The following is a 20,646-nucleotide window of genomic DNA, read 5'->3' as shown; positions in this document are numbered from 1 at the left end:
GGTTGATTAATGATCAAAGCGCTATTCGTGAAAAAAAGAGTAACGAGACCTCTTGGAAAGAATCCTGCTGTGTGATACTATGAATGAGTTGAAAAAAGGAGGAGTATTATGGTTGAGATTATCGCCACGGTGGAATCGATCGAGCAAGCACAGCAGCTGATCCCTTATGTTGATACATTGTTTTTTGGAGAAGAGACATTTGGGCTGCGCCTACCGGCCTCTTTTTCTCGTGAAGAGCAAATCAGACTGATCGACATGGCCCACGAAGCTGGAAAGAAAGTGACGATCGCGGTCAATGGCATCATGCACCCAGAAAAAATGAAGCTGATTCCAGAATACCTAGCATTTCTGAAGACCAATCAAGCCGATCAAATCGCTCTCGGAGATCCTGGGATCATTTACCGCATGAAGCAAAATCCAGAATGTGCCTTGCCATTTATCTATGCAGGGGAAACCTTAGTAACAAGCGCTCGTCAAATCAATTTTTGGGGACAAAAAGGGGCAAGGGCAGCCGTTTTAGCGCGAGAAGTTCCTTTCGAGGAAATGAAAATCATGGCCCCGCAACTAAATATTCCTGTGGAAGTATTGGTTTATGGTGCGACCTGCATTCACCAATCGAAGCGTCCGCTTTTACAAAATTATTATAACTATACCCAACAATCGGAAGAAAAGAACCACGATCGTGGGTTGTTTTTATCCGAACCGAAAAAAGAAGAAACCCACTATTCCATTTATGAAGATAGCCACGGTACGCACATTTTTGCCAATAACGACATTAATTTGATGCTGCAGCTGGCGGAATTAGCCGAAACAGGCTTTCAAACCTGGAAGTTGGACGGAATCTATACACGAGGGGCAGCCTTTGTGGCAATTGCTAAACTGTTTGCCCAAGCCAAGACCCTTGTAGAAAGTGGGGAGTGGCAAGCAGAGCAAGCTGCTGTGCTCAGTGAACAAGTTGCCCAACTTCATCCGGCAGAACGTGGGTTAGACACTGGATTTTATGCCATCGATCCTGACGATATCAAGTAAGGAGCAAGAACAAATGACCGTTAAACAAGCATTGAAACGACCAGAAGTGTTAGCACCAGCTGGTACGTTAGAAAAATTAAAAACAGCGATCCACTATGGCGCTGACGCTGTCTATATCGGCGGCAATGCCTATGGCCTACGGAGTCGCGCGGGAAACTTTACCTATGAAGAAATGGCGGAAGGGGTAGCTTTTGCCAAAGCCCACAACGCAAAAGTCTATGTAGCAGCCAACATGGTGACTCATGAGGGCAATCAAGAAGGTGCAGGGGAGTTCTTTCGGGAATTGCGAGATGTCGGTATTTCGGCCGTGATTGTTTCTGATCCAGCTTTGATCCAGATCTGCGCAACAGAAGCGCCGGGTCTACCGATCCATTTGTCCACCCAAGCCAGTGCCACGAACTATGAAACGTTGGAATTTTGGCGAGAAGAAGGCCTAGAACGGGTCGTCCTCGCTCGGGAAGTGTCGATGGAGGAAGTCGCTGAGATCCGCAAAAATACCAGCGTGGAGATCGAAGCCTTTATTCATGGCGCCATGTGTATTTCGTATTCTGGCCGTTGTACTTTGTCCAATCATATGTCGATGCGAGACGCTAATCGCGGCGGCTGCTCGCAATCTTGCCGTTGGAAATATGATCTGTTTGACATGCCCTTTGCAACGGAACGAAACAGTTTGACCAAGAATGGGACAGTGGAAGAAGAGTTTTCTATGAGTGCTGTGGATATGTCGATGATTGAACATATCCCTGATCTGATTGAAAACGGCGTGGATAGTTTCAAAATCGAAGGCCGCATGAAATCGATCCACTATGTTTCAACCGTGGCGAACGTTTATAAAGCAGCCGTGGACAGTTACATGGCCGATCCAGAGAACTATGTCTGCAAACAAGAATGGATCGATGAACTGTGGAAAGTTGCGCAGCGCGAGCTTGCGTCAGGCTTTTACTATGATACCCCGAGTGAAAATGAGCAGTTGTTTGGTCCACGTCGGAAAATTCCACAATACAAGTTTATTGGGGAAGTCATGGCATATGATCCGGCAACGAAAACAGCTACGATCCGGCAACGGAACCACTTTTCCGTCGGCGATGAAATCGAATTTTACGGTCCCGGATTCCATCACTTTCACCAAACCGTCGAAGTCATGTATAATGAAGACGGTGAATCCATCGATCGTGCACCAAATCCTATGATGCTGCTGACGATGCCGGTCAAAGAACCGGTGGAAGTCGGAGACATGATTCGGAAGAAAAAATAAGGTCGAGAGTCTCTCTCGGCTTTTTTTGTTGAATCAATCCAGCCAAAAAGGATCGATGAGAACATAGACAATCTTAAGGAGGAAACAACAAATATGGAAACATACGACTACATAGTAATTGGCGGCGGCAGCGGCGGGATCGCCTCAGCCAATCGAGCAGGAATGCACGGTGCCAAAGTATTATTGATCGAAGGCAATGAATTAGGCGGCACCTGTGTCAATGTCGGCTGTGTGCCGAAAAAAGTCATGTGGCAAGCCAGTGAGATGTTAGAAATGATCAAGCGGGACGCAACTAGCTACGGTATTTATCCACATGTGGATAAATTTAATTTCACTGAGCTTGTGGATAACCGTGAAAAATACATTGATTTTTTACACACAGCCTATCAAAAAGGTTTAGATAGCAATAATGTAGAAGTTATCCACGGTTATGCACAGTTTGTGGATAACCACACGGTCACCGTCAATGGGGAAAACTACCATGCAGCAAATATTTTGATTGCCACCGGTGGAAAACCCAGCGCTATGAATATTCCCGGTGGTGAGTACGCCATTGACTCGAATGGTTTTTTTGCGTTGCGAGAAGCACCAAAGCGTATGGTCGTCTTAGGGGCAGGCTACATCGCAGCCGAAATCAGCGGGGTCAGCCAACAGCTGGGCAGCCAAGTGGCTTGGGCGTACCGCAAAGAGCGGCCATTACGAACCTTTGACAAGATGCTTGCGGATAATCTTGTGGAGATGTACCAAGAATCAGGGATCGAAACTTATGCAGGCTACGTTGCCTCTCGTATCATTAAAGAAGGTGACGAGTATCTCGTTCACTTTGAAAATGGTGAAACCTTGACCGGCGATTGCGTCCTTTTTGCTGGTGGTCGCGTGCCGAATACGGATAAGTTAGGCCTAGAAAACACCGATGTCCAATTGGATGAAAAAGGGTTTATCATTGTGGACAAATATCAAAATACCACAGATGACTCGATTTTTGCGGTGGGCGATGTCATTGGAAAATTGGATTTGACCCCGGTTGCGATCGCCGCCGGTCGTCGCTTGTCTGAACGCTTGTTCAACGGTCAAAGCGATGCGTACTTGGATTATAATTTAGTACCGACGGTCATCTTTACGCATCCACCGATTGCCACGATTGGTTTATCCGAAGAAGCAGCCTTGGAAAAATACGGCCAAGAGCAGATAAAGGTGTATCGTTCGCGCTTTACACCGATGTACTTTGCTTTAAATGAGTATCGCCAAAAGTGTGAGATGAAATTGGTGTGCTTAGGAGAAGAAGAAAAAATCATCGGTCTGCACGGCATCGGGATCGGTGTCGATGAAATGCTGCAAGGCTTCGCTGTAGCCATCAAAATGGGTGCTACAAAAGCAGACTTTGATCAAACCGTTGCCATTCATCCGACGGGGTCAGAAGAATTTGTGACGATGCGTTAAAAGAAAAAAAAGCCTCAACGGACAGATGAGTTGTCCGTTGAGGCTTTTTTTGCGTATAAAATTCTAGCTATCAACTAAAAAGTCCCCAAAAGTAGATCAGAAATCGAACCTTGGGGGCTTATTTCAGGATGATCCCAGCTGCTGGGTTTATCCTAGATCAGTTCTGACGCCCAAGGATCTGAGCAGTGATCTGATAAAGATATGTTTTGGTTTCATCTTTGGTCTCAGGCAATTTCTGGATCGCTTGCAAAGCTTTTTTCGTGTAGTCGGCAGCGAGTTTCTTGGCTTCGTCAATCCCGGCGCTTTCTTGGACGATCCGATAGACTTCATGGGTATCCGCCTCAGTCATGGCAGCTTGTTTTTCCAGCAGTGGCAACAGTTGTTGGCGGTCATTTTTCAATGCCATCAACAGCGGCAAAGAATAGACGCCTTGCCGAACATCTTCCAATACTGGTTTTCCTAAGGCAGTCGCATCTTGACTGTAATCCAAGACGTCATCCATGATTTGAAAGGCAAGGCCAATGGCTTCGCCGATCTCACGGGCTTGATTGGCAAAGCGCAAGGAGGTGCCGCTTTCGTAAGCCCCGATAAAGCAGCTTAAGGCAAACAATTCAGCGGTTTTGCCGCGAATGTTTTCTAAGTAATCCTCGACGGTGACGGACAAATCGTATCGTTTGCTCATTTGCCCTAATTCGCCGGCGAGGATTTTTTCCATACTACGGGAATTCATTTGCAAGCTTTTCATGGAGCTAGCATAATCCGCCATCAATTTGAAGCAGCAGACGAAGAGGTAATCACCAGCATAGACAGCGACATCGTTGCCAAATTCGGAACGAATGGTCGGCAGCTTGCGGCGGGTGTCCGCATGATCGACGATATCGTCGTGGATCAGCGAAGCAGTGTGGAGCATCTCGATCGAAGCCGCCAATGCGACGGCTTTTTCGCGATCTTTGTCACTGCCATAAGCAGAAAAGAGCAGCTGATAAGCAGGACGCAGCAGTTTCCCACCTGAATGGATCATGGACAGGATCGCTTGTTCGACCTCTTTGTTTTTTAGTTTTAATGATTTTTCCATCAATTGCAAGGAGGCAGATAAGTCAGCTTGCAGTGCTGGATACTCTTGCCACATGGAATGAAGTTTCATAATTAACTCCTTTATTCTGAATCCGAGCGCCATTTGACTTTGGTCTGGCGTTCATAATCAATTTGAAAACGGCGCAGTGTTTCAACACGACGCAGCAAGTAGTTGGCGGCGATCCCGATAGCGATCCCGGACAAGATCCCAAAGAAAGACAGGACCGGCAAGTAGAGCATCACGCTCCAGGATTGAGCGATCCATGAGGCGGTGATCAACTGTCCGACGTTGTGCAAGAAACCGCCAGCCGCACTAATGCCGATGATACTGACACGCTTAGGCCCCAACTGTTTCACCAAAGACATCCCAAAGTAGCTCAGTAAGGAACCACTCATACTATATAAGAAGGTCGAAACCGTTCCTCCTAGTAACGTCGTTAAAATCAGTCTTAGCCAAATCAAGAGAAAACTGTCTTTTTTCGGCATGGTGAACAAAGCAATAATGGTAATTAAATTTGCCAAACCTAGTTTCGCACCAGGCGCAAAGGCAAATGGATAAGGGATCATATTTTCAACTAAACCAATCACGACCCCTTGGGCGACCAGCAGTGAGATGAAAATTATTCGTTGTAATCGACTCATAAGCAAACGATCAATAGATTAGATCGTCGGTCTCACTCCCATCTGCGGATTGGATTTCGATCACCAATTTATGAGGTAGACAGACAATGGTTTCCCCATTTTTACTGGCCCAGCCACGGCGCACACAAATCTGGTCGCCGCAATCAGCTTCCTTGATTCGGATCCGATCGCCTTCGATCTCCAGTAAATTGGTATCCCCGTCTTCATCTTCATAAAGATAGGTGTACGTTTTTTGACCTTCAACTAAGTCAAAACGTTTGATTTCTGTCCCATCGACCCGCAAGACGGCTTCTTTCTCAGCCGTTTGCGTCTGGCCAAAAATAAAAATCGGTAAAAAAGAGCTGAGGATCAAAACAAGTATGATGACGCCATCCCATGGTTTTAAATGGGCATCGCGGATAAATTCTTTTAGTTTCATCAAAAAAGACTCCTGTTCTTTCATGTGATGTGTCTCATTCTAGCATAAGAAGACAAGATTCTACTAGCTGAATCCTCAATAATCCACCGATTTCTGTGCAAGGACGATCAAGAAAAAGTTCTGTACTTGGAAAGAGACCAAGACACTGATTGAAAATCAGAATGTCTTAGTCTCATGAAGTCGTACAGGTATTCTATTTTGCTGGCTTATTTATTGCCATATAAGGAGCGAGGGGTACCGTACCACCATTTTCCAAGGGTACGTTGCAACCATGGGATTACCCAACGATCTAAACCGACTGCGCGTCCTGAACCGTTCATCAAGGCAAACGCAACTGGAATGAACCAGATGTTTACCCAGTAGAACATACCAGACATACAGAAAGTCAACACTAAAACGATGGTCGTTGCGTTCACTAACCAAGTGAAGAGACCAGCCATCAATGCAAGAGCTAAAGCAATTTCAAAGAAGACCATGAATTTTTGGAAGAACATTGCAACGTCGTTGTTTGGCATAATAAATTGCATAACTTTTGTGAACCAGTCAGGTGATTTTTCGATCACGATCATTGGTTGTTCACCGTAAGCATAGCTCAAACCAAAGTGTGCGGCTTGTGTCGCTGCATCGGCTGCTTCACCGGCGCCACTAGCGGCACTTGCTGCATCGGCTGCTTCACTAGCACCACTTGCTGCATCAGCGACTGTTTGATATTCCCAAGTCCAAGGGAATACGCTGTTGCCTTGGAACCAAGAACCTTCACCGAACCAAGTACCAGGTTTGAAGACTTCCCCATTCGTACCTAAAATTTTCTTGAAGGCTTCAACGAACCAGACAAGACCATAGAAAATACGAAGCGGAACACTCCACAAGACGTTACCGTAACGAGACGTGTGACCACGAGCGACTGTCCGGTCATCTTTGATGTGGAAGATTTCATGCATCAAGTATTGGAACATGTAGTAACCAGAACGAATATCAAAGAAGTATTTCAAGTTAACGATGTGTTTCATAATGATCGCTAAGAAACCGCTCAGGTGAATCTTATTGAATAAGTTCGCCACGCCCCATTTGGCACCGATCGAAACCATAAATCCTTGGTAGTTTCCTTTGAATTTATGTTTTTCGCCGCCTTTGATGGCTGAAACGATGTTCGTTGCTGCAGTGTGACCTGTTTGTTCAGCTGCTTGCACGATTTGTGGTGTTGGTGTATTCGGGAATTCTTCGAAGTAAACCAAGTCACCAATAATATAGATGTTTTTGTCTTCGTAGCCTTTTGCTTCCATGTACTCATTGGCAACTAGACGGAAACCACGGGCTGTTTCTAAACCGAAATCAGCAGCATCGCTAGTTCCTTTGACACCGGCAGTCCAGATCAATGTGTGGGTTGGGATCGTTGAACCATCTTTTAGTTTGATGTGGTCAGGTGCCACTTCAACGATTGGTGCATTCAAGACAAGATCAACATTGTTTTTCTTCAAGTAGCGTTCTGCTTTGGCTGCATCGTTACGATCAAGCATGTTCAAGATCGTTGGCATTGCTTCAACGACTTTCAAGCTGATTTCACTTGGGTCCAATTTATAATCGGAAGCTAAACGATCTTTCCAATCGATCAGTTCACCGATCATTTCGATCCCGGTAAATCCAGAACCACAAACGACAAAGGTCAACATTGCTTTGCGTAATGCTGCATCTGGTTCGATCGCTGCTTTTGCGACAGTTTTTTCAATGTGTTCGCGAATACGGACAGCATCGTCAAATGACCATAAAGTAAAGCCGTTTTCTTTAACGCCAGGTGTACCAAAGTCATTCGGTTCGCCACCCATCCCTAAAATCAAGTAGTCAAATGAATAGCTACCTAATTTTGTTTGGACGGTTTTATTTTCTTTATCGATCCCAGTTACTGTATCGGTTACTAAACGAACATTTTTCTTGCGTGAGAACAAGCGCTGCAAGTCATATTGAATTGCGGTAGGTTCTACACGTCCTCCAGCGACTTCATGCAGTTCAGTCATCATCGTATGATAAGAGTGACGGTCGATCAATGTTATCTCAACATCATTGTCTTTTTTCAATTTCTTTGCCATGTACTTCGTAGCAGAAACGCCTGCATAACCGGCACCGACAACGACAATGTTTTTCTTTGCCATTGCAAATCTCTCCTTAATAAAAATAATCTATGATAATAATTACACAATCGTTCCTATTATATAGACAAATGGTTCATTTGTCTAACGATTCTGATGAAAAAAACGCATATTTCCTGAAATTCGTGAAAACTTGCGAAAATCAAAAAATAAGTCCTTTTTCCGTAAAAAAGCGGAAAGGAAGCGGTTGACATATCGTAAATTTACTTTACAATGTTAGATGTATCACAAACTTTTTTGTGGGGAAAATAAACAAGTAAAAGGTGGATAATTATGAAAGCAAAGAAATTGATTGTAGGTATGGCGGTATTTTCATTCGCAGCATTGTTGTTAGGGGGATGCGGAGCAGACGACAATAACACAGCTTCTTCGTCAACTAATGAAAGTACATCACAAACTTCTGCAAGCGATTCAGCATCAACAGAAAGTACAGAAGCGACCGTTGTTGCGGGCGAACCAATGCAAGATGGGACGTATCGTTTAGAAGAAAAGAACTACAAAAACGACTACCGTGTTACTTTTGAGATCACAGTCAAAGACGGCAAAATCGTTGAATCAAAATATGACAACGTGAATGCTGATGGCGAATCAAAAACAGAAAACACTGAATACAATGAAACGATGAAAGAAAAAGCAGGCATCAGCCCAGAAGAATTTATTCCTAAATTCAATGAAGAATTAGTTGCCGCACAAAGCCCTTCTTCAATCGAAGTAGTTTCTGGCGCGACTCATTCCTTTGATTCCTTCCAAAACTATGCACAACAATTGATCCAAGCGGCGCAAGCAGGCAACACGGAAACCATTGAAATCGACAATGGTGCCGACTTGCAAGACGGAACCTATACATTAGAAGAAAAGAACTACTCAAATGGTTACCGCGTAGTCTTCTCAATGACTGTGGCTGACGGCAAAATCTCTGAATCAAACTACGACTACCTAAACGAAGCCGGCGAGTCGAAAAAAGATGATGCATCATACAACGAAAACATGGAAGCTAAATCTGGTACAAGTCCAGAAGAATTCATTCCAAACTTCAATGAAGCTTTTGTTTCTGCAGTCAATGCCGAAGATGGTTCTGTTGCTGATATGGACGTTGTTTCTGGTGCAACCCACAGCTTCCACAGCTTTGTTATCTATGCACAACAATTGTTGAATGCAGCTGAAAAAGGTGACCAAACAACAATTGAAGTCGATAACTTCGTTACTGAATAATCACAACTTTTTTGAATGAAGAGGACAGCATTCGTTTTGAATGCTGTTTTTTTTGTGGACAACCATGAGAGGGGGAAAGTTCGTGCAAAAAAAAGCAATCTGGTGAGTACTTTTTTTTAAAAGAAATGGGTTCTTTAATGATGGAAAGCATCGATTAAGGATTCCTAAAATACCTTGAGAAATCACGGAATGCCCCTTTTCATTCTGCCAAAAAAAGGCTATTATATGAAGGTTGAAGACAATAGAAAAGAGGAAAATCATGAAAAAGAAAGTAACGTTTTTTCTGATGTTTGTTTTTTTAGGCACAATGTTGGCAGCTTGTGGCAGTAATCAGGAAGCAACGACGCTGCGGGAAGAACCATATTTTCAAGAAGAATTTTTATTAGGCACTTATACTCGAATCCGCATTTATGATGAAGGCAAAGAGGACGCTATGAAGCCAGCCTTTGACCGCATCAGAGAATTAGGCGATAAAATCACCATCAACCAAGCAGGATCAGAGATCGATGAAATCAATGCGCAAGCTGGCATCAAACCAGTGAAGGTTTCGGATGATATTTATTATTTGCTAAAAGAAGCTTACGATTACAGTGTGAGATCAGAAGGCGGCTTTAATATGGCCATCGGTGCCATCACCCAATTATGGCGAATCGGCTTTGATGATGCCCGCAAGCCAGAGCAATCTGAGATCGATGAAGCATTGAAACATATCAATTATGAACAAGTCGAGTTTAACGATGAAGATCAAACCGTTTATTTAAAAGACAAGGACATGATCCTTGACCTTGGGGCGATCGCTAAAGGCTATATCACGGACGAAGTCGTCAAAGTGTTGAAGGACAATGGCGTGACTTCCGCGATCGTCGATTTGGGCGGGAATGTCTATGTGTTAGGTCATAGTAACCGTGGCACAGATGAGCCATGGAATGTCGGAATCCAAGACCCGAACAAATCTCGCGGCTCGATTATCGGTAGTATCAAAGAAACCAATAAAACAGTAGTTACTTCAGGGATCTACGAACGCTACTTAGAAGTAGACGGCAAAACGTATCACCATATTTTTGATTCTGAGACTGGCTATCCTTACGATAGCGATGTAGCAAGTGTGACTGTGATCACCGACAAATCCATCGATGGTGACGGGTTGACTACGGTGGCGTTTGATAAAGGGGTCAAAGAAGGCTTGGCTTATATCGAGCAGCATACCGAAAAGGGGACCGATGCGATCTTTATCACAAAAGAAGATAAGGTGTATGTAACCGACGGTATCAAAGATACCTTTGAACTTTCAGAGGAATCAGGCTACACGATGGGTGATCGTGCTGATTTAGAATAGGAGGAGTGAAAGATGTCTCTTTCAGTGTTTTTAGAAGTAGTGGAGATCCGTACCAAAGTGGCCAGTGTCTTCCCCTTCATTATGGGTGTGTTGTTCTCGTTGGTGTATTTTCATGAATTTCATCCTTTGAATACCGCAATCTTTTTTCTGGGGATGTTGCTGTTTGATTTGACGACGACGTCCATCAACAATTATATGGATTTCAAAAAAGCCAAATCAGAAACCTACAAATACCAGCACAATGTGATCGGGCGAGAAAACATCTCAGAAGCTACTGTTCGCAATCTGATTTTTGCGATGTTGGCAGGAACCTTGTTAATTGGTCTTTACTTGTCGTTTGTCACTGGCTGGTTGCTGCTAGTGATGGGGTTGGTCGTTTGCTTTATCGGAGTCTTTTATACCTTTGGCCCCATTCCGTTATCGCGGATGCCTTTAGGCGAGGTGTTCAGCGGCGTAACGATGGGGTTAGGGATTTTTGCCATCACGATCTATATCAATACTATTGATCAAAAAGTTTTTTATCTGGCACTGGATTTTGCGAACGGGACCTTTGGCTTAGTGGGGAACCTCTGGGCCGTTTGTGCGATTGTGTTGGCATCCTTGCCATTGATTTTCACGATTGCTGACATCATGTTAGCCAATAACTTACGGGATCTGGAAGCCGATATCGAAAATCACCGCTACACACTGGTGTACTACATCGGTCGCGAAGCAGGTATCCGTCTGTTTCAAGGAATGATGCTAGCTTCCTACGCCGCTATTTTATTGGGCCTCTTGTTTGGTCTCTTCCAATGGCCGATTTTGCTCGTGTTTCTGACACTGCCGAAAATCCACCAAAATTTGAAAGAGCATCAAGCCAGCCTGCCCCACCCACGTAGTTTCGGCTATTCGATTAAGAACATGATTTTATTCAACAGCAGCTATGCCTTAGGCTTGCTTTTCTGTCTGTTGTGGCAATTGCTTTAAAAAAAAGATCGACCCGCTCTTGAAAGAGCAGGTCGATCTTTTTTTGAGGACCAAAATAACGTAAAAAACTTCAGAAATCATTTGATAAAATAACGATCATAATGCTTAATATGAAAAGATTAGGCCTGCTTCTCTGCAATCCTGATCGCAACAGTAAAGTTTTGGTGACAGTGGCTAAACCCGAAAGAAAGGGGACCTGCCTAGGTTGCTTTTTGCTTAAACCCTCGGAATAAGCAGGTCAGCTTATGGAGCATTTGTGCTTGCGATTGCTTTAACTGATTGCCTACGAAAGCAGCGAATCAGCAAGCTGGTTTGCGGTTTTTTCGCAGCATCAATACCGTTCCAAACTGATTTCTCCAGAAGAAAGCACCTTGCGCTCCGTCGCTGTGTCCACCACTAATTCACCGGTGTTGGTAATGTCTTTGGCGATCCCTTCATAGGTCACACCTTGTTGTGTAAATTGAACGGTGCGGCCCAAAACGAAGGATTTTTGCCGATAGCGGGCCATATAATCCATGTCAGGCAGTTGTGCCAATAATTGGAAGAACCGACGCCAAATTTCTTGGATCAACGCGGCTCGAGAAAAGGTTGGATACTCTTCACCAGGAAAGAGTGAGGTCGCTTTTTCCCGAATCTCTGCTGGAAACTGCTGTTGCGGAATTGAAAAACTGATGCCGATACCGATCACAACCGAAGTAATACGGCCTGTCTCAAAGTCACTGGTTGCTTCAGACAAAATACCGCAGATTTTTTTCCCATCTAAGTACAGATCGTTGACCCACTTAATGGCCGTTTCCTTCATTAGAAGGGCATCGATGGCTTCGGCAACTGCTACCGCCGCCAGAACGGTATATTGCGGCAATTCTTGAAACGCTTGGTTTGGTTTTAAAAGCAAGCTCATATAGATCCCTTGTTTTTTCGGTGAGAAAAACGGTCGTTCGAAGCGGCCATGACCGCCTGTTTGCGTTTCGGTCAAAAAAAGGGCGGGGGTTGCCAGTCCACTATCCAAAGCGGCAATCTTGGCTTCTTTCATGGTGGATTCAACAGCTTCCTTGATTTGAATCGTGGGAATCATCGGCAAGGCGGCTGCAAGTGCTGCTTGATCGTATCGATCATCCGAGACAAAGCGATAGCCGTTGGCCAAGTGTTCGAAATGATAGCCTTCTTTCTCGAGTTCTTTAATGGCTTTCCAGACTGCGGTACGAGAGATCGACAAAGCTTGGGCTAGTTTCTCTCCAGATAGCACAGTATCTTCTTTTTGTAATAAGGTCAGTATTTTTTCTTTTGTCGTCATAAGGATATCCTTCCTAATGTTTCACGTGTAACGTTTTCGTTAGCATAGCAAGAAATCGGCAAAAAGCAAAGTAGTTTCTTACGAAAAACCGTCCACACCAGCCTTGTTTTTTTCTTTAGAAAATCTTAGGAAATGGGTGCGCCAGAAAAGCATTGGAACTTCCAATGAAAGCTTGACAGAGAAGTGCTTCATCTGTATAATAAGGAGTTGCAAAAACTATCTGAACGAAAAAAGCAGAAACGAAATATTGTCCGTTTCGGCTTAGGAATAAGGAAACAAAAGTAGAAAATGCCCAATGCATCCGTTCTATTTTTGGTTTTTTTTTGCCTAAAAGCCGCAAAAAATGCTTTCTGTAACCTATATTTAATATTTGTTACAGTTTTGTAAATAATCGGATAGCCTTTTTGAAAGACTTTATGAAGAGGTGAAGAGCTTGGCTGGACACGTAGTAAAATACGGAAAGCATCGCGAACGTAGAAGTTTCGCACGGATCAGTGAAGTATTAGAATTACCGAATTTGATTGAAATTCAAACCGACTCTTACCAATGGTTCCTAGATGAGGGCCTAAGAGAAATGTTTGAAGATATTTTGCCAATCGAAGGATTCAACGGTAACTTGTCCCTAGAATTTGTGGATTATGAATTGAAAGAACCAAAGTATACAGTAGAAGAAGCACGTGCCCATGATGCAAACTATTCGGCACCATTACATGTTACTTTGCGTTTGACGAACCGTGAAACCGGGGAAATCAAATCCCAAGAAGTATTCTTTGGTGATTTCCCATTAATGACTGAACAAGGAACCTTTATCATCAACGGGGCAGAACGGGTTATCGTTTCTCAGTTGGTCCGCTCTCCGGGTGTATATTTCCATGGCAAAGTCGATAAAAACGGAAAAGAAGGCTTTGGTTCAACTGTTATCCCTAACCGCGGTGCGTGGTTAGAAATGGAAACTGATGCCAAAGATATCTCATACGTACGGATTGACCGTACCCGTAAAATTCCTTTGACGGTCTTAGTCCGTGCCCTAGGGTTTGGTTCTGATGACACGATCTTTGAAATTTTCGGCGACAGTGAATCATTACGTAACACGATCGAAAAAGACTTGCATAAAAACGCAAGCGATTCTCGTACCGAAGAAGGATTGAAAGATGTTTACGAACGTCTTCGTCCAGGCGAGCCAAAAACAGCAGACAGCTCACGCAGCTTGCTGAACGCACGCTTCTTCGATCCAAAACGTTACGACTTAGCAAATGTTGGTCGCTACAAAGTAAACAAAAAATTAGACTTGAAAACACGTCTATTGAACTTGACCTTAGCAGAAACCTTGGTTGACCCTGAAACAGGCGAGATCATTGTTGAAAAAGGCACTGTTTTGACTCACCAAGTCATGGAAACACTAGGCGCATTTATCGATAATGGCCTAAACAGTGTAACGTACTATCCATCAGAAGATGGGGTCGTTACCGAACCAATGACGGTCCAAGTCATCAAAGTCTTTTCACCAAAAGATCCAGAACAAGAAGTCAACGTGATCGGTAATGGCTATCCAGATACTGCGACACGTACCGTTCGTCCAGCAGACATCATTGCTTCAATGAGCTACTTCTTCAACTTGATGGAAGGCATCGGCAATGTCGATGACATCGACCACTTAGGAAACCGTCGGATTCGTTCTGTTGGTGAATTATTGCAAAACCAATTCCGGATCGGGCTTGCTCGGATGGAACGTGTCGTTCGTGAACGGATGTCGATCCAAGACACCGAAACCTTGACACCGCAACAATTGATCAATATTCGTCCAGTTGTCGCAAGTATCAAAGAATTCTTTGGTTCTTCTCAGTTGTCACAGTTCATGGACCAAACAAACCCACTGGGTGAGTTGACCCATAAACGTCGTCTATCTGCCTTAGGACCTGGTGGTTTGACCCGTGACCGTGCCGGCTATGAAGTCCGAGACGTTCACTATTCCCACTATGGCCGTATGTGTCCGATCGAAACGCCTGAGGGACCAAACATCGGGTTGATCAACAGCTTGGCCTCTTATGCCAAAGTCAACAAGTATGGCTTCATTGAAACACCATACCGTCGAGTTGACCGCGAAACAGGCCGTGTTACAGACAAAATCGATTACTTGACTGCCGATACCGAAGACCACTACGTTGTGGCCCAAGCAAACAGCTTGTTAAATGAAGACGGCTCTTTCGTAAACGACGTTGTTATGGCGCGTGCTACTTCTGAAAACTTGGAAGTATCGATCGATAAAGTCGACTACATGGACGTATCACCAAAACAAGTAGTCGCAGTCGCAACCGCATGTATTCCTTTCTTGGAAAACGATGACTCCAACCGTGCCTTGATGGGTGCCAACATGCAGCGGCAAGCTGTACCATTGATCAATCCGAAAGCACCTTGGGTTGGTACTGGTATGGAATACAAATCAGCACATGACTCAGGAGCTGCTTTGTTATGTAAACATGATGGGATCGTAGAATACGTGGATGCAGCCGAAGTGCGCGTTCGTCGTGACAATGGCGCATTAGACGTTTATTCTGTTACCAAATTCCGTCGTTCAAACTCAGGAACCAGCTACAACCAACGTCCATTAGTGGCACTTGGTGAAAAAGTGGAAAAAGGCGACATCTTAGCAGATGGCCCATCTATGGAACAAGGTGAAATGGCATTAGGACAAAACGTCTTAGTCGCATTCATGACTTGGGAAGGGTACAACTATGAAGATGCCATCATCATGAGCCGTCGTTTGGTAAAAGATGATGTTTACACTTCTGTCCATATTGAAGAATATGAATCAGAAGCCCGCGACACAAAATTAGGACCTGAAGAAATCACTCGCGAAATCCCGAACGTTGGGGAAGACGCGTTGAAAGACCTAGACGAAATGGGCATTATCCGCATTGGTGCGGAAGTCAAAGATGGCGATCTGCTTGTTGGGAAAGTCACTCCAAAAGGGGTAACGGAACTTTCAGCAGAAGAGCGTTTGTTGCACGCAATCTTTGGTGAAAAAGCCCGCGAAGTGCGTGACACATCTCTACGCGTGCCTCACGGCGGCGGCGGAATCGTCCACGATGTCAAAATCTTTACCCGCGAAGCTGGCGATGAATTGTCACCAGGTGTGAACATGCTGGTTCGCGTTTATATCGTTCAAAAACGGAAAATCCATGAAGGGGATAAAATGGCCGGACGTCACGGAAACAAAGGGGTCGTTTCTCGCATTATGCCAGAAGAAGACATGCCTTTCTTACCAGATGGCACACCAGTCGATATCATGCTGAACCCATTAGGGGTACCTTCTCGGATGAACATTGGACAAGTATTAGAGTTACACTTAGGAATGGCTGCGCGTCAATTAGGCATTCACGTGGCAACACCAGTCTTTGATGGTGCCAGCGATGAAGATGTTTGGGCAACGGTTGCTGAAGCAGGAATGGCCAGCGATGCCAAAACAGTGCTTTACGACGGACGTACCGGCGAACCATTTGATGGCCGCATCTCCGTTGGTGTCATGTACATGATCAAATTGGCCCACATGGTCGATGATAAATTGCATGCCCGTTCCATTGGACCTTACTCATTGGTTACGCAACAACCATTGGGAGGAAAAGCCCAATTTGGTGGACAACGTTTCGGAGAGATGGAAGTTTGGGCACTGGAAGCATACGGTGCTGCTTACACCTTGCAAGAAATCTTGACCTACAAATCAGATGACGTGGTTGGTCGTGTGAAAACATACGAAGCGATCGTCAAAGGGGAACCAATTCCAAAACCAGGTGTACCAGAATCATTCCGCGTATTAGTAAAAGAATTGCAATCACTGGGTCTAGACATGCGCGTCCTAGATATCGATGATGCAGAGATCGAACTGCGTGATATGGATGATGACGATGATGATTTAATCACCGTTGATGCCTTAACAAAATTTGCGGAGCAACAAACAGCCCGTGAATTAGAACAAAAAGCACAAACAGAAGCTAAAAATGCCGCCGACGCGTTGAACCAACAAATCGAGACAGCAGAAGATCGCTTGCAATAATAGACGGCCCTCGCTATTTCCGCCACTAGCGGAAATAGCCCCCGTTCTATCGGATATGTCCATGAAATGAAATGGAGGGAACCTTTTTTGATCGATGTAAATAAATTCGAAAGTATGCAAATCGGTTTGGCTTCTCCTGAAAAAATCAGAAGCTGGTCTTATGGTGAAGTAAAAAAACCAGAAACCATTAACTACCGTACGTTAAAACCTGAACGCGAAGGGTTGTTTGACGAGCGTATTTTCGGTCCAACCAAAGACTGGGAATGTGCTTGCGGCAAATACAAACGGATCCGCTATAAAGGCATCGTTTGTGACCGTTGCGGCGTGGAAGTAACACGTTCAAAAGTGCGTCGTGAACGCATGGGACACATTGAACTAGCAGCACCAGTATCACACATTTGGTACTTCAAAGGCATTCCTTCACGGATGGGTCTTGTCTTAGACATGAGCCCACGTGCATTGGAAGAAATCATCTACTTTGCTTCATACGTAGTGATTGAACCAGGAAACACCAGCCTTGAGAAAAAACAACTATTGACTGAACGGGAATACCGTGAAAAACGTGACCAATACGGTCAAGAATTTTCAGCAGCAATGGGTGCCGAAGCCATCAAACAATTATTAGATGGCGTTGATCTTGAAGGCGAAGTTGCTGAATTGAAAGAAGAATTGAAAAACGCGACTGGTCAAAAACGGACCCGTGCGATCCGCCGTTTGGACATCTTAGAAGCATTCCGTGCTTCAGGAAACAAACCAAGCTGGATGGTCATGGACGTTATCCCAGTTATCCCGCCTGATTTGCGTCCAATGGTGCAATTAGAAGGTGGACGTTTTGCCACAAGTGACTTGAACGACTTGTATCGTCGTGTAATCAACCGTAACAACCGTTTGAAACGCTTGTTAGATTTGAATGCACCAAACATCATCGTTCAAAATGAAAAACGGATGCTGCAAGAAGCAGTCGATGCCTTGATCGATAACGGTCGTCGCGGCCGTCCAGTTGCAGGGCCAGGGAACCGCCCATTGAAATCTCTTTCTCACATGTTGAAAGGGAAACAAGGTCGTTTCCGTCAAAACTTGCTAGGAAAACGGGTCGACTACTCAGGTCGTTCAGTTATCGTCGTTGGTCCATTCCTTAAAATGTACCAATGTGGTCTGCCAAAAGAAATGGCGATCGAATTGTTCAAACCATTCGTGATGCGGGAACTTGTTTCTCGTGAAATCGCGTCAAACATCAAAAATGCCAAACGCAAAATCGAACGTCAAGAAGACGAAGTTTGGGATGTCTTAGAAGATGTTATCAGAGAACATCCAGTGCTATTGAACCGGGCACCTACGCTTCACAGATTAGGTATCCAAGCATTTGAACCAGTCTTAGTTGAAGGCCGTGCCATTCGTTTGCACCCACTTGTTTGTGAAGCCTACAATGCCGATTTCGATGGAGACCAAATGGCCGTTCACGTACCATTGAACGAAGAAGCGCAAGCAGAAGCACGTATGCTGATGTTAGCAGCCCAAAACATTTTGAATCCAAAAGACGGAAAACCAGTTGTAACACCATCTCAGGATATGGTCCTAGGGAACTACTACTTGACGATGGAAGAAGAAGGCCGTGAAGGGGAAGGCATGATCTTCCGTGACATGGACGAAGCAGTTACGGCATGGCGCAATGGCTACGTGCATTTACACACACGGATCGCCATCAATCCAAACACTTTAGGGGACAAACCATTCACGTCTGAACAAAAACAACGCTTGATGGTAACAACGGTGGGTAAAGTGATCTTTAACTCGATCATGCCACCAGAATTCCCATTCTTGAACGAACCGACAGACTACAACTTGACGGTTCAAACACCAGACAAGTACTTTATTGAAGCTGGTACAGATGTGCCTGCCTTCATCAAAGAACAAGAGCTTGTTGGCCCATTCAAGAAGAAAAACTTAGGAAACATCATTTCAGAAGTCTTCAAACGTTTCCGCATCACTGAAACGTCACGCATGCTTGACCGTATGAAAGACTTAGGATACAGCCACTCAACAATGGCGGGTATCACCGTTGGTATCGCTGATATCATGAACTTGCACGAAAAACATGAAATCATCGACAATGCCCACAAACAAGTAGAAACGATCACGAAACAATTCCGTCGTGGATTGATTACCGATGACGAGCGTTATGAACGAGTTATTGGTGTTTGGAATGCAGCCAAAGATGAAATTCAGTTAAAACTGATGGAATCATTGGAAGCGAAAAACCCAATCTTCATGATGTCTGATTCCGGTGCCCGTGGTAACATCTCCAACTTTACTCAGCTTGCTGGGATGCGTGGATTGATGGCCGCGCCTAACGGACGAATCATGGAGTTGCCGATCATCTCAAACTTCCGTGAAGGTCTGTCTGTCTTAGAAATGTTTATCTCGACCCATGGTGCCCGTAAAGGGATGACCGATACCGCCTTGAAAACAGCCGATTCCGGTTACTTGACACGTCGTCTCGTTGACGTTGCCCAAGATGTCATCATCCGTGAAGACGATTGTGGTACTGACCGTGGTTTAGACATTCAAGCAATTCGCGAAGGAAACGAAATCATCGAATCCTTAGAAGAACGTTTGATTGGACGTTACACACGTAAATCAGTGATCCATCCTGAAACTGGCGAAGTCCTTCTAGGGGTCAATGAATTGATCACTGAAGATTTAGCTAAAGCCATCGTGGACGCTGGTATCGAAACAGTATCCATTCGCTCTGTCTTTACATGTAACACCAAACATGGTGTATGTAAACATTGTTATGGTCGCAACTTAGCCACTGGTTCTGAAGTTGAAGTTGGGGAAGCAGTCGGTACCATCGCTGCCCAATCAATCGGTGAACCTGGTACTCAGTTGACCATGCGTACCTTCCATACCGGCGGGGTTGCCGGAGACGATATCACGCAAGGTCTCCCTCGTGTCCAAGAAATCTTTGAAGCCCGTAATCCGAAAGGACAAGCGGTCATTACCGAAGTTACCGGAGAAGTCATCGATATCTCAGAAGACCCTTCAACTCGGACCAAAGAAGTGACCATCAAAGGGGAAACCGATACGCGTACGTATACCGTTCCTTATACTGCCCGGATGAAAGTAGCAGAAGGCGACTTTATCCATCGTGGTGCGCCATTGACGGAAGGTTCGATCGATCCAAAACAACTGTTACAAGTTCGCGATGTCTTGTCTGTTGAAAACTACCTATTACGGGAAGTTCAACGCGTTTACCGGATGCAAGGGGTAGAAATCGGCGACAAACATATCGAAGTAATGGTTCGTCAAATGCTGCGTAAAGTCCGCGTCATGGATCCAGGTGATTCAGGCATCTTGCCAGGAACATTGTTGGATATCGCCGACTTTAAAGACCGCAACTACGACACATTGGTAGCCGGCGGCGTTCCTGCAACTAGCCGTCCAGTCCTACTAGGGATCACGAAAGCATCTTTGGAAACCAACAGCTTCTTGTCTGCTGCGTCCTTCCAAGAAACCACTCGTGTGTTGACCGATGCAGCGATTCGCGGCAAGAAAGATCCACTTCTTGGATTGAAAGAAAATGTTATCATCGGTAAGATCATCCCAGCTGGTACTGGTATGCCTCGTTACCGTGAAATGGAACCAAAAGAAGTAACAGTTGCCAGCGAAAATGTCTACAGCATCTCAGACATCGAAGCACAAATGGCTGCTGAAGACGCATTGAACAGCCAGAACTAATCAATGCCCAGCACCTGATTGACTCAGTGTGACGGAAAAGCTTGTCA

At 44.8% G+C, this 20,646-nt stretch carries 13 protein-coding genes; 8 read left to right on the top strand and 5 right to left on the bottom strand.

Annotation, left to right across the window (positions count from 1 at the left end; all coding sequences use genetic code 11):
• The first annotated feature begins 108 nt into the window (after window positions 1–108).
• The 3 genes from IGJ01_RS16830 (at window position 109) to gor (ending at window position 3,724) form a co-directional block, all read left to right on the top strand.
• A complete protein-coding gene (locus IGJ01_RS16830) occupies window positions 109–1,029 on the top strand; it encodes a peptidase U32 family protein (RefSeq protein ID WP_016612060.1) in 921 nt (306 codons plus the stop codon).
• Between the two features lie 13 nt (window positions 1,030–1,042).
• Complete coding sequence (locus IGJ01_RS16825; RefSeq protein ID WP_008381725.1) at window positions 1,043–2,284, top strand: peptidase U32 family protein; 1,242 nt, start codon at window positions 1,043–1,045, stop codon at window positions 2,282–2,284.
• A gap of 93 nt (window positions 2,285–2,377) precedes the next feature.
• Entirely contained in the window at window positions 2,378–3,724 is a 1,347-nt protein-coding gene (gor, locus tag IGJ01_RS16820) for a glutathione-disulfide reductase (RefSeq protein WP_086316702.1), read from the top strand.
• Window positions 3,725–3,881: 157 nt separating this feature from the next.
• Here the strand turns inward: gor and IGJ01_RS16815 are convergent, their stop codons facing one another.
• From IGJ01_RS16815 to IGJ01_RS16800, 4 genes are all read right to left on the bottom strand, one after another.
• Complete coding sequence (locus IGJ01_RS16815) at window positions 3,882–4,868, bottom strand: polyprenyl synthetase family protein (RefSeq protein WP_081119194.1); 987 nt, start codon at window positions 4,866–4,868, stop codon at window positions 3,882–3,884.
• 11 nt (window positions 4,869–4,879) lie between these two features.
• A complete protein-coding gene (locus IGJ01_RS16810) occupies window positions 4,880–5,440 on the bottom strand; it encodes a Gx transporter family protein (RefSeq protein WP_005232987.1) in 561 nt (186 codons plus the stop codon).
• Between the two features lie 10 nt (window positions 5,441–5,450).
• Complete coding sequence (locus IGJ01_RS16805; RefSeq protein ID WP_144330828.1) at window positions 5,451–5,858, bottom strand: NusG domain II-containing protein; 408 nt, start codon at window positions 5,856–5,858, stop codon at window positions 5,451–5,453.
• A gap of 206 nt (window positions 5,859–6,064) precedes the next feature.
• Window positions 6,065–8,005 (bottom strand): NAD(P)/FAD-dependent oxidoreductase, encoded by a 1,941-nt coding sequence (locus IGJ01_RS16800; protein WP_005230327.1) that lies wholly within the window; start codon window positions 8,003–8,005, stop codon window positions 6,065–6,067.
• Window positions 8,006–8,275: 270 nt separating this feature from the next.
• Here IGJ01_RS16800 and pplA point away from each other — a divergent pair, with 270 nt between their 5' ends.
• The 3 genes from pplA (at window position 8,276) to menA (ending at window position 11,516) form a co-directional block, all read left to right on the top strand.
• Entirely contained in the window at window positions 8,276–9,214 is a 939-nt protein-coding gene (pplA, locus tag IGJ01_RS16795; RefSeq protein ID WP_086298900.1) for an extracellular electron transfer flavoprotein PplA, read from the top strand.
• A gap of 259 nt (window positions 9,215–9,473) precedes the next feature.
• On the top strand, window positions 9,474–10,550 hold the full coding sequence (locus IGJ01_RS16790; protein ID WP_005232994.1) for an FAD:protein FMN transferase: 1,077 nt from the start codon (window positions 9,474–9,476) through the stop codon (window positions 10,548–10,550).
• Between the two features lie 12 nt (window positions 10,551–10,562).
• Entirely contained in the window at window positions 10,563–11,516 is a 954-nt protein-coding gene (gene menA, locus IGJ01_RS16785; protein ID WP_008381742.1) for a 1,4-dihydroxy-2-naphthoate polyprenyltransferase, read from the top strand.
• A gap of 331 nt (window positions 11,517–11,847) precedes the next feature.
• Here menA and IGJ01_RS16780 read toward each other — a convergent pair whose 3' ends face one another.
• Entirely contained in the window at window positions 11,848–12,810 is a 963-nt protein-coding gene (locus tag IGJ01_RS16780) for a biotin--[acetyl-CoA-carboxylase] ligase (RefSeq protein WP_086298897.1), read from the bottom strand.
• A gap of 433 nt (window positions 12,811–13,243) precedes the next feature.
• Between IGJ01_RS16780 and rpoB the strand changes: the two genes are divergently transcribed.
• Both rpoB and rpoC read left to right on the top strand, forming a co-directional pair.
• Window positions 13,244–16,861, top strand: a complete 3,618-nt coding sequence (gene rpoB, locus IGJ01_RS16775) for a DNA-directed RNA polymerase subunit beta (RefSeq protein WP_008381746.1) — start codon at window positions 13,244–13,246, stop codon at window positions 16,859–16,861.
• Between the two features lie 87 nt (window positions 16,862–16,948).
• Complete coding sequence (rpoC, locus tag IGJ01_RS16770; RefSeq protein WP_034871965.1) at window positions 16,949–20,599, top strand: DNA-directed RNA polymerase subunit beta'; 3,651 nt, start codon at window positions 16,949–16,951, stop codon at window positions 20,597–20,599.
• Window positions 20,600–20,646: the final 47 nt, after the last annotated feature.

It is taken from the genome of Enterococcus sp. AZ089 (genome assembly GCF_050547225.1).
Classification (GTDB): domain Bacteria; phylum Bacillota; class Bacilli; order Lactobacillales; family Enterococcaceae; genus Enterococcus_D; species Enterococcus_D entomosocium.
This window is presented reverse-complemented; position numbering and strand designations above follow the sequence as displayed.

Bases quoted from the DNA above. Each gene is read 5' to 3' on its own strand.
- IGJ01_RS16830 (WP_016612060.1), top strand. From the start codon at position 109: ATGGTTGAGATTATCGCCACGGTGGAATCGATCGAGCAAGCACAGCAG.
- IGJ01_RS16825 (WP_008381725.1), top strand. From the start codon at position 1,043: ATGACCGTTAAACAAGCATTGAAACGACCAGAAGTGTTAGCACCAGCT.
- gor (WP_086316702.1), top strand. From the start codon at position 2,378: ATGGAAACATACGACTACATAGTAATTGGCGGCGGCAGCGGCGGGATC.
- IGJ01_RS16815 (WP_081119194.1), bottom strand. From the start codon at position 4,868: ATGAAACTTCATTCCATGTGGCAAGAGTATCCAGCACTGCAAGCTGAC.
- IGJ01_RS16810 (WP_005232987.1), bottom strand. From the start codon at position 5,440: ATGAGTCGATTACAACGAATAATTTTCATCTCACTGCTGGTCGCCCAA.
- IGJ01_RS16805 (WP_144330828.1), bottom strand. From the start codon at position 5,858: ATGAAACTAAAAGAATTTATCCGCGATGCCCATTTAAAACCATGGGAT.
- IGJ01_RS16800 (WP_005230327.1), bottom strand. From the start codon at position 8,005: ATGGCAAAGAAAAACATTGTCGTTGTCGGTGCCGGTTATGCAGGCGTT.
- pplA (WP_086298900.1), top strand. From the start codon at position 8,276: ATGAAAGCAAAGAAATTGATTGTAGGTATGGCGGTATTTTCATTCGCA.
- IGJ01_RS16790 (WP_005232994.1), top strand. From the start codon at position 9,474: ATGAAAAAGAAAGTAACGTTTTTTCTGATGTTTGTTTTTTTAGGCACA.
- menA (WP_008381742.1), top strand. From the start codon at position 10,563: ATGTCTCTTTCAGTGTTTTTAGAAGTAGTGGAGATCCGTACCAAAGTG.
- IGJ01_RS16780 (WP_086298897.1), bottom strand. From the start codon at position 12,810: ATGACGACAAAAGAAAAAATACTGACCTTATTACAAAAAGAAGATACT.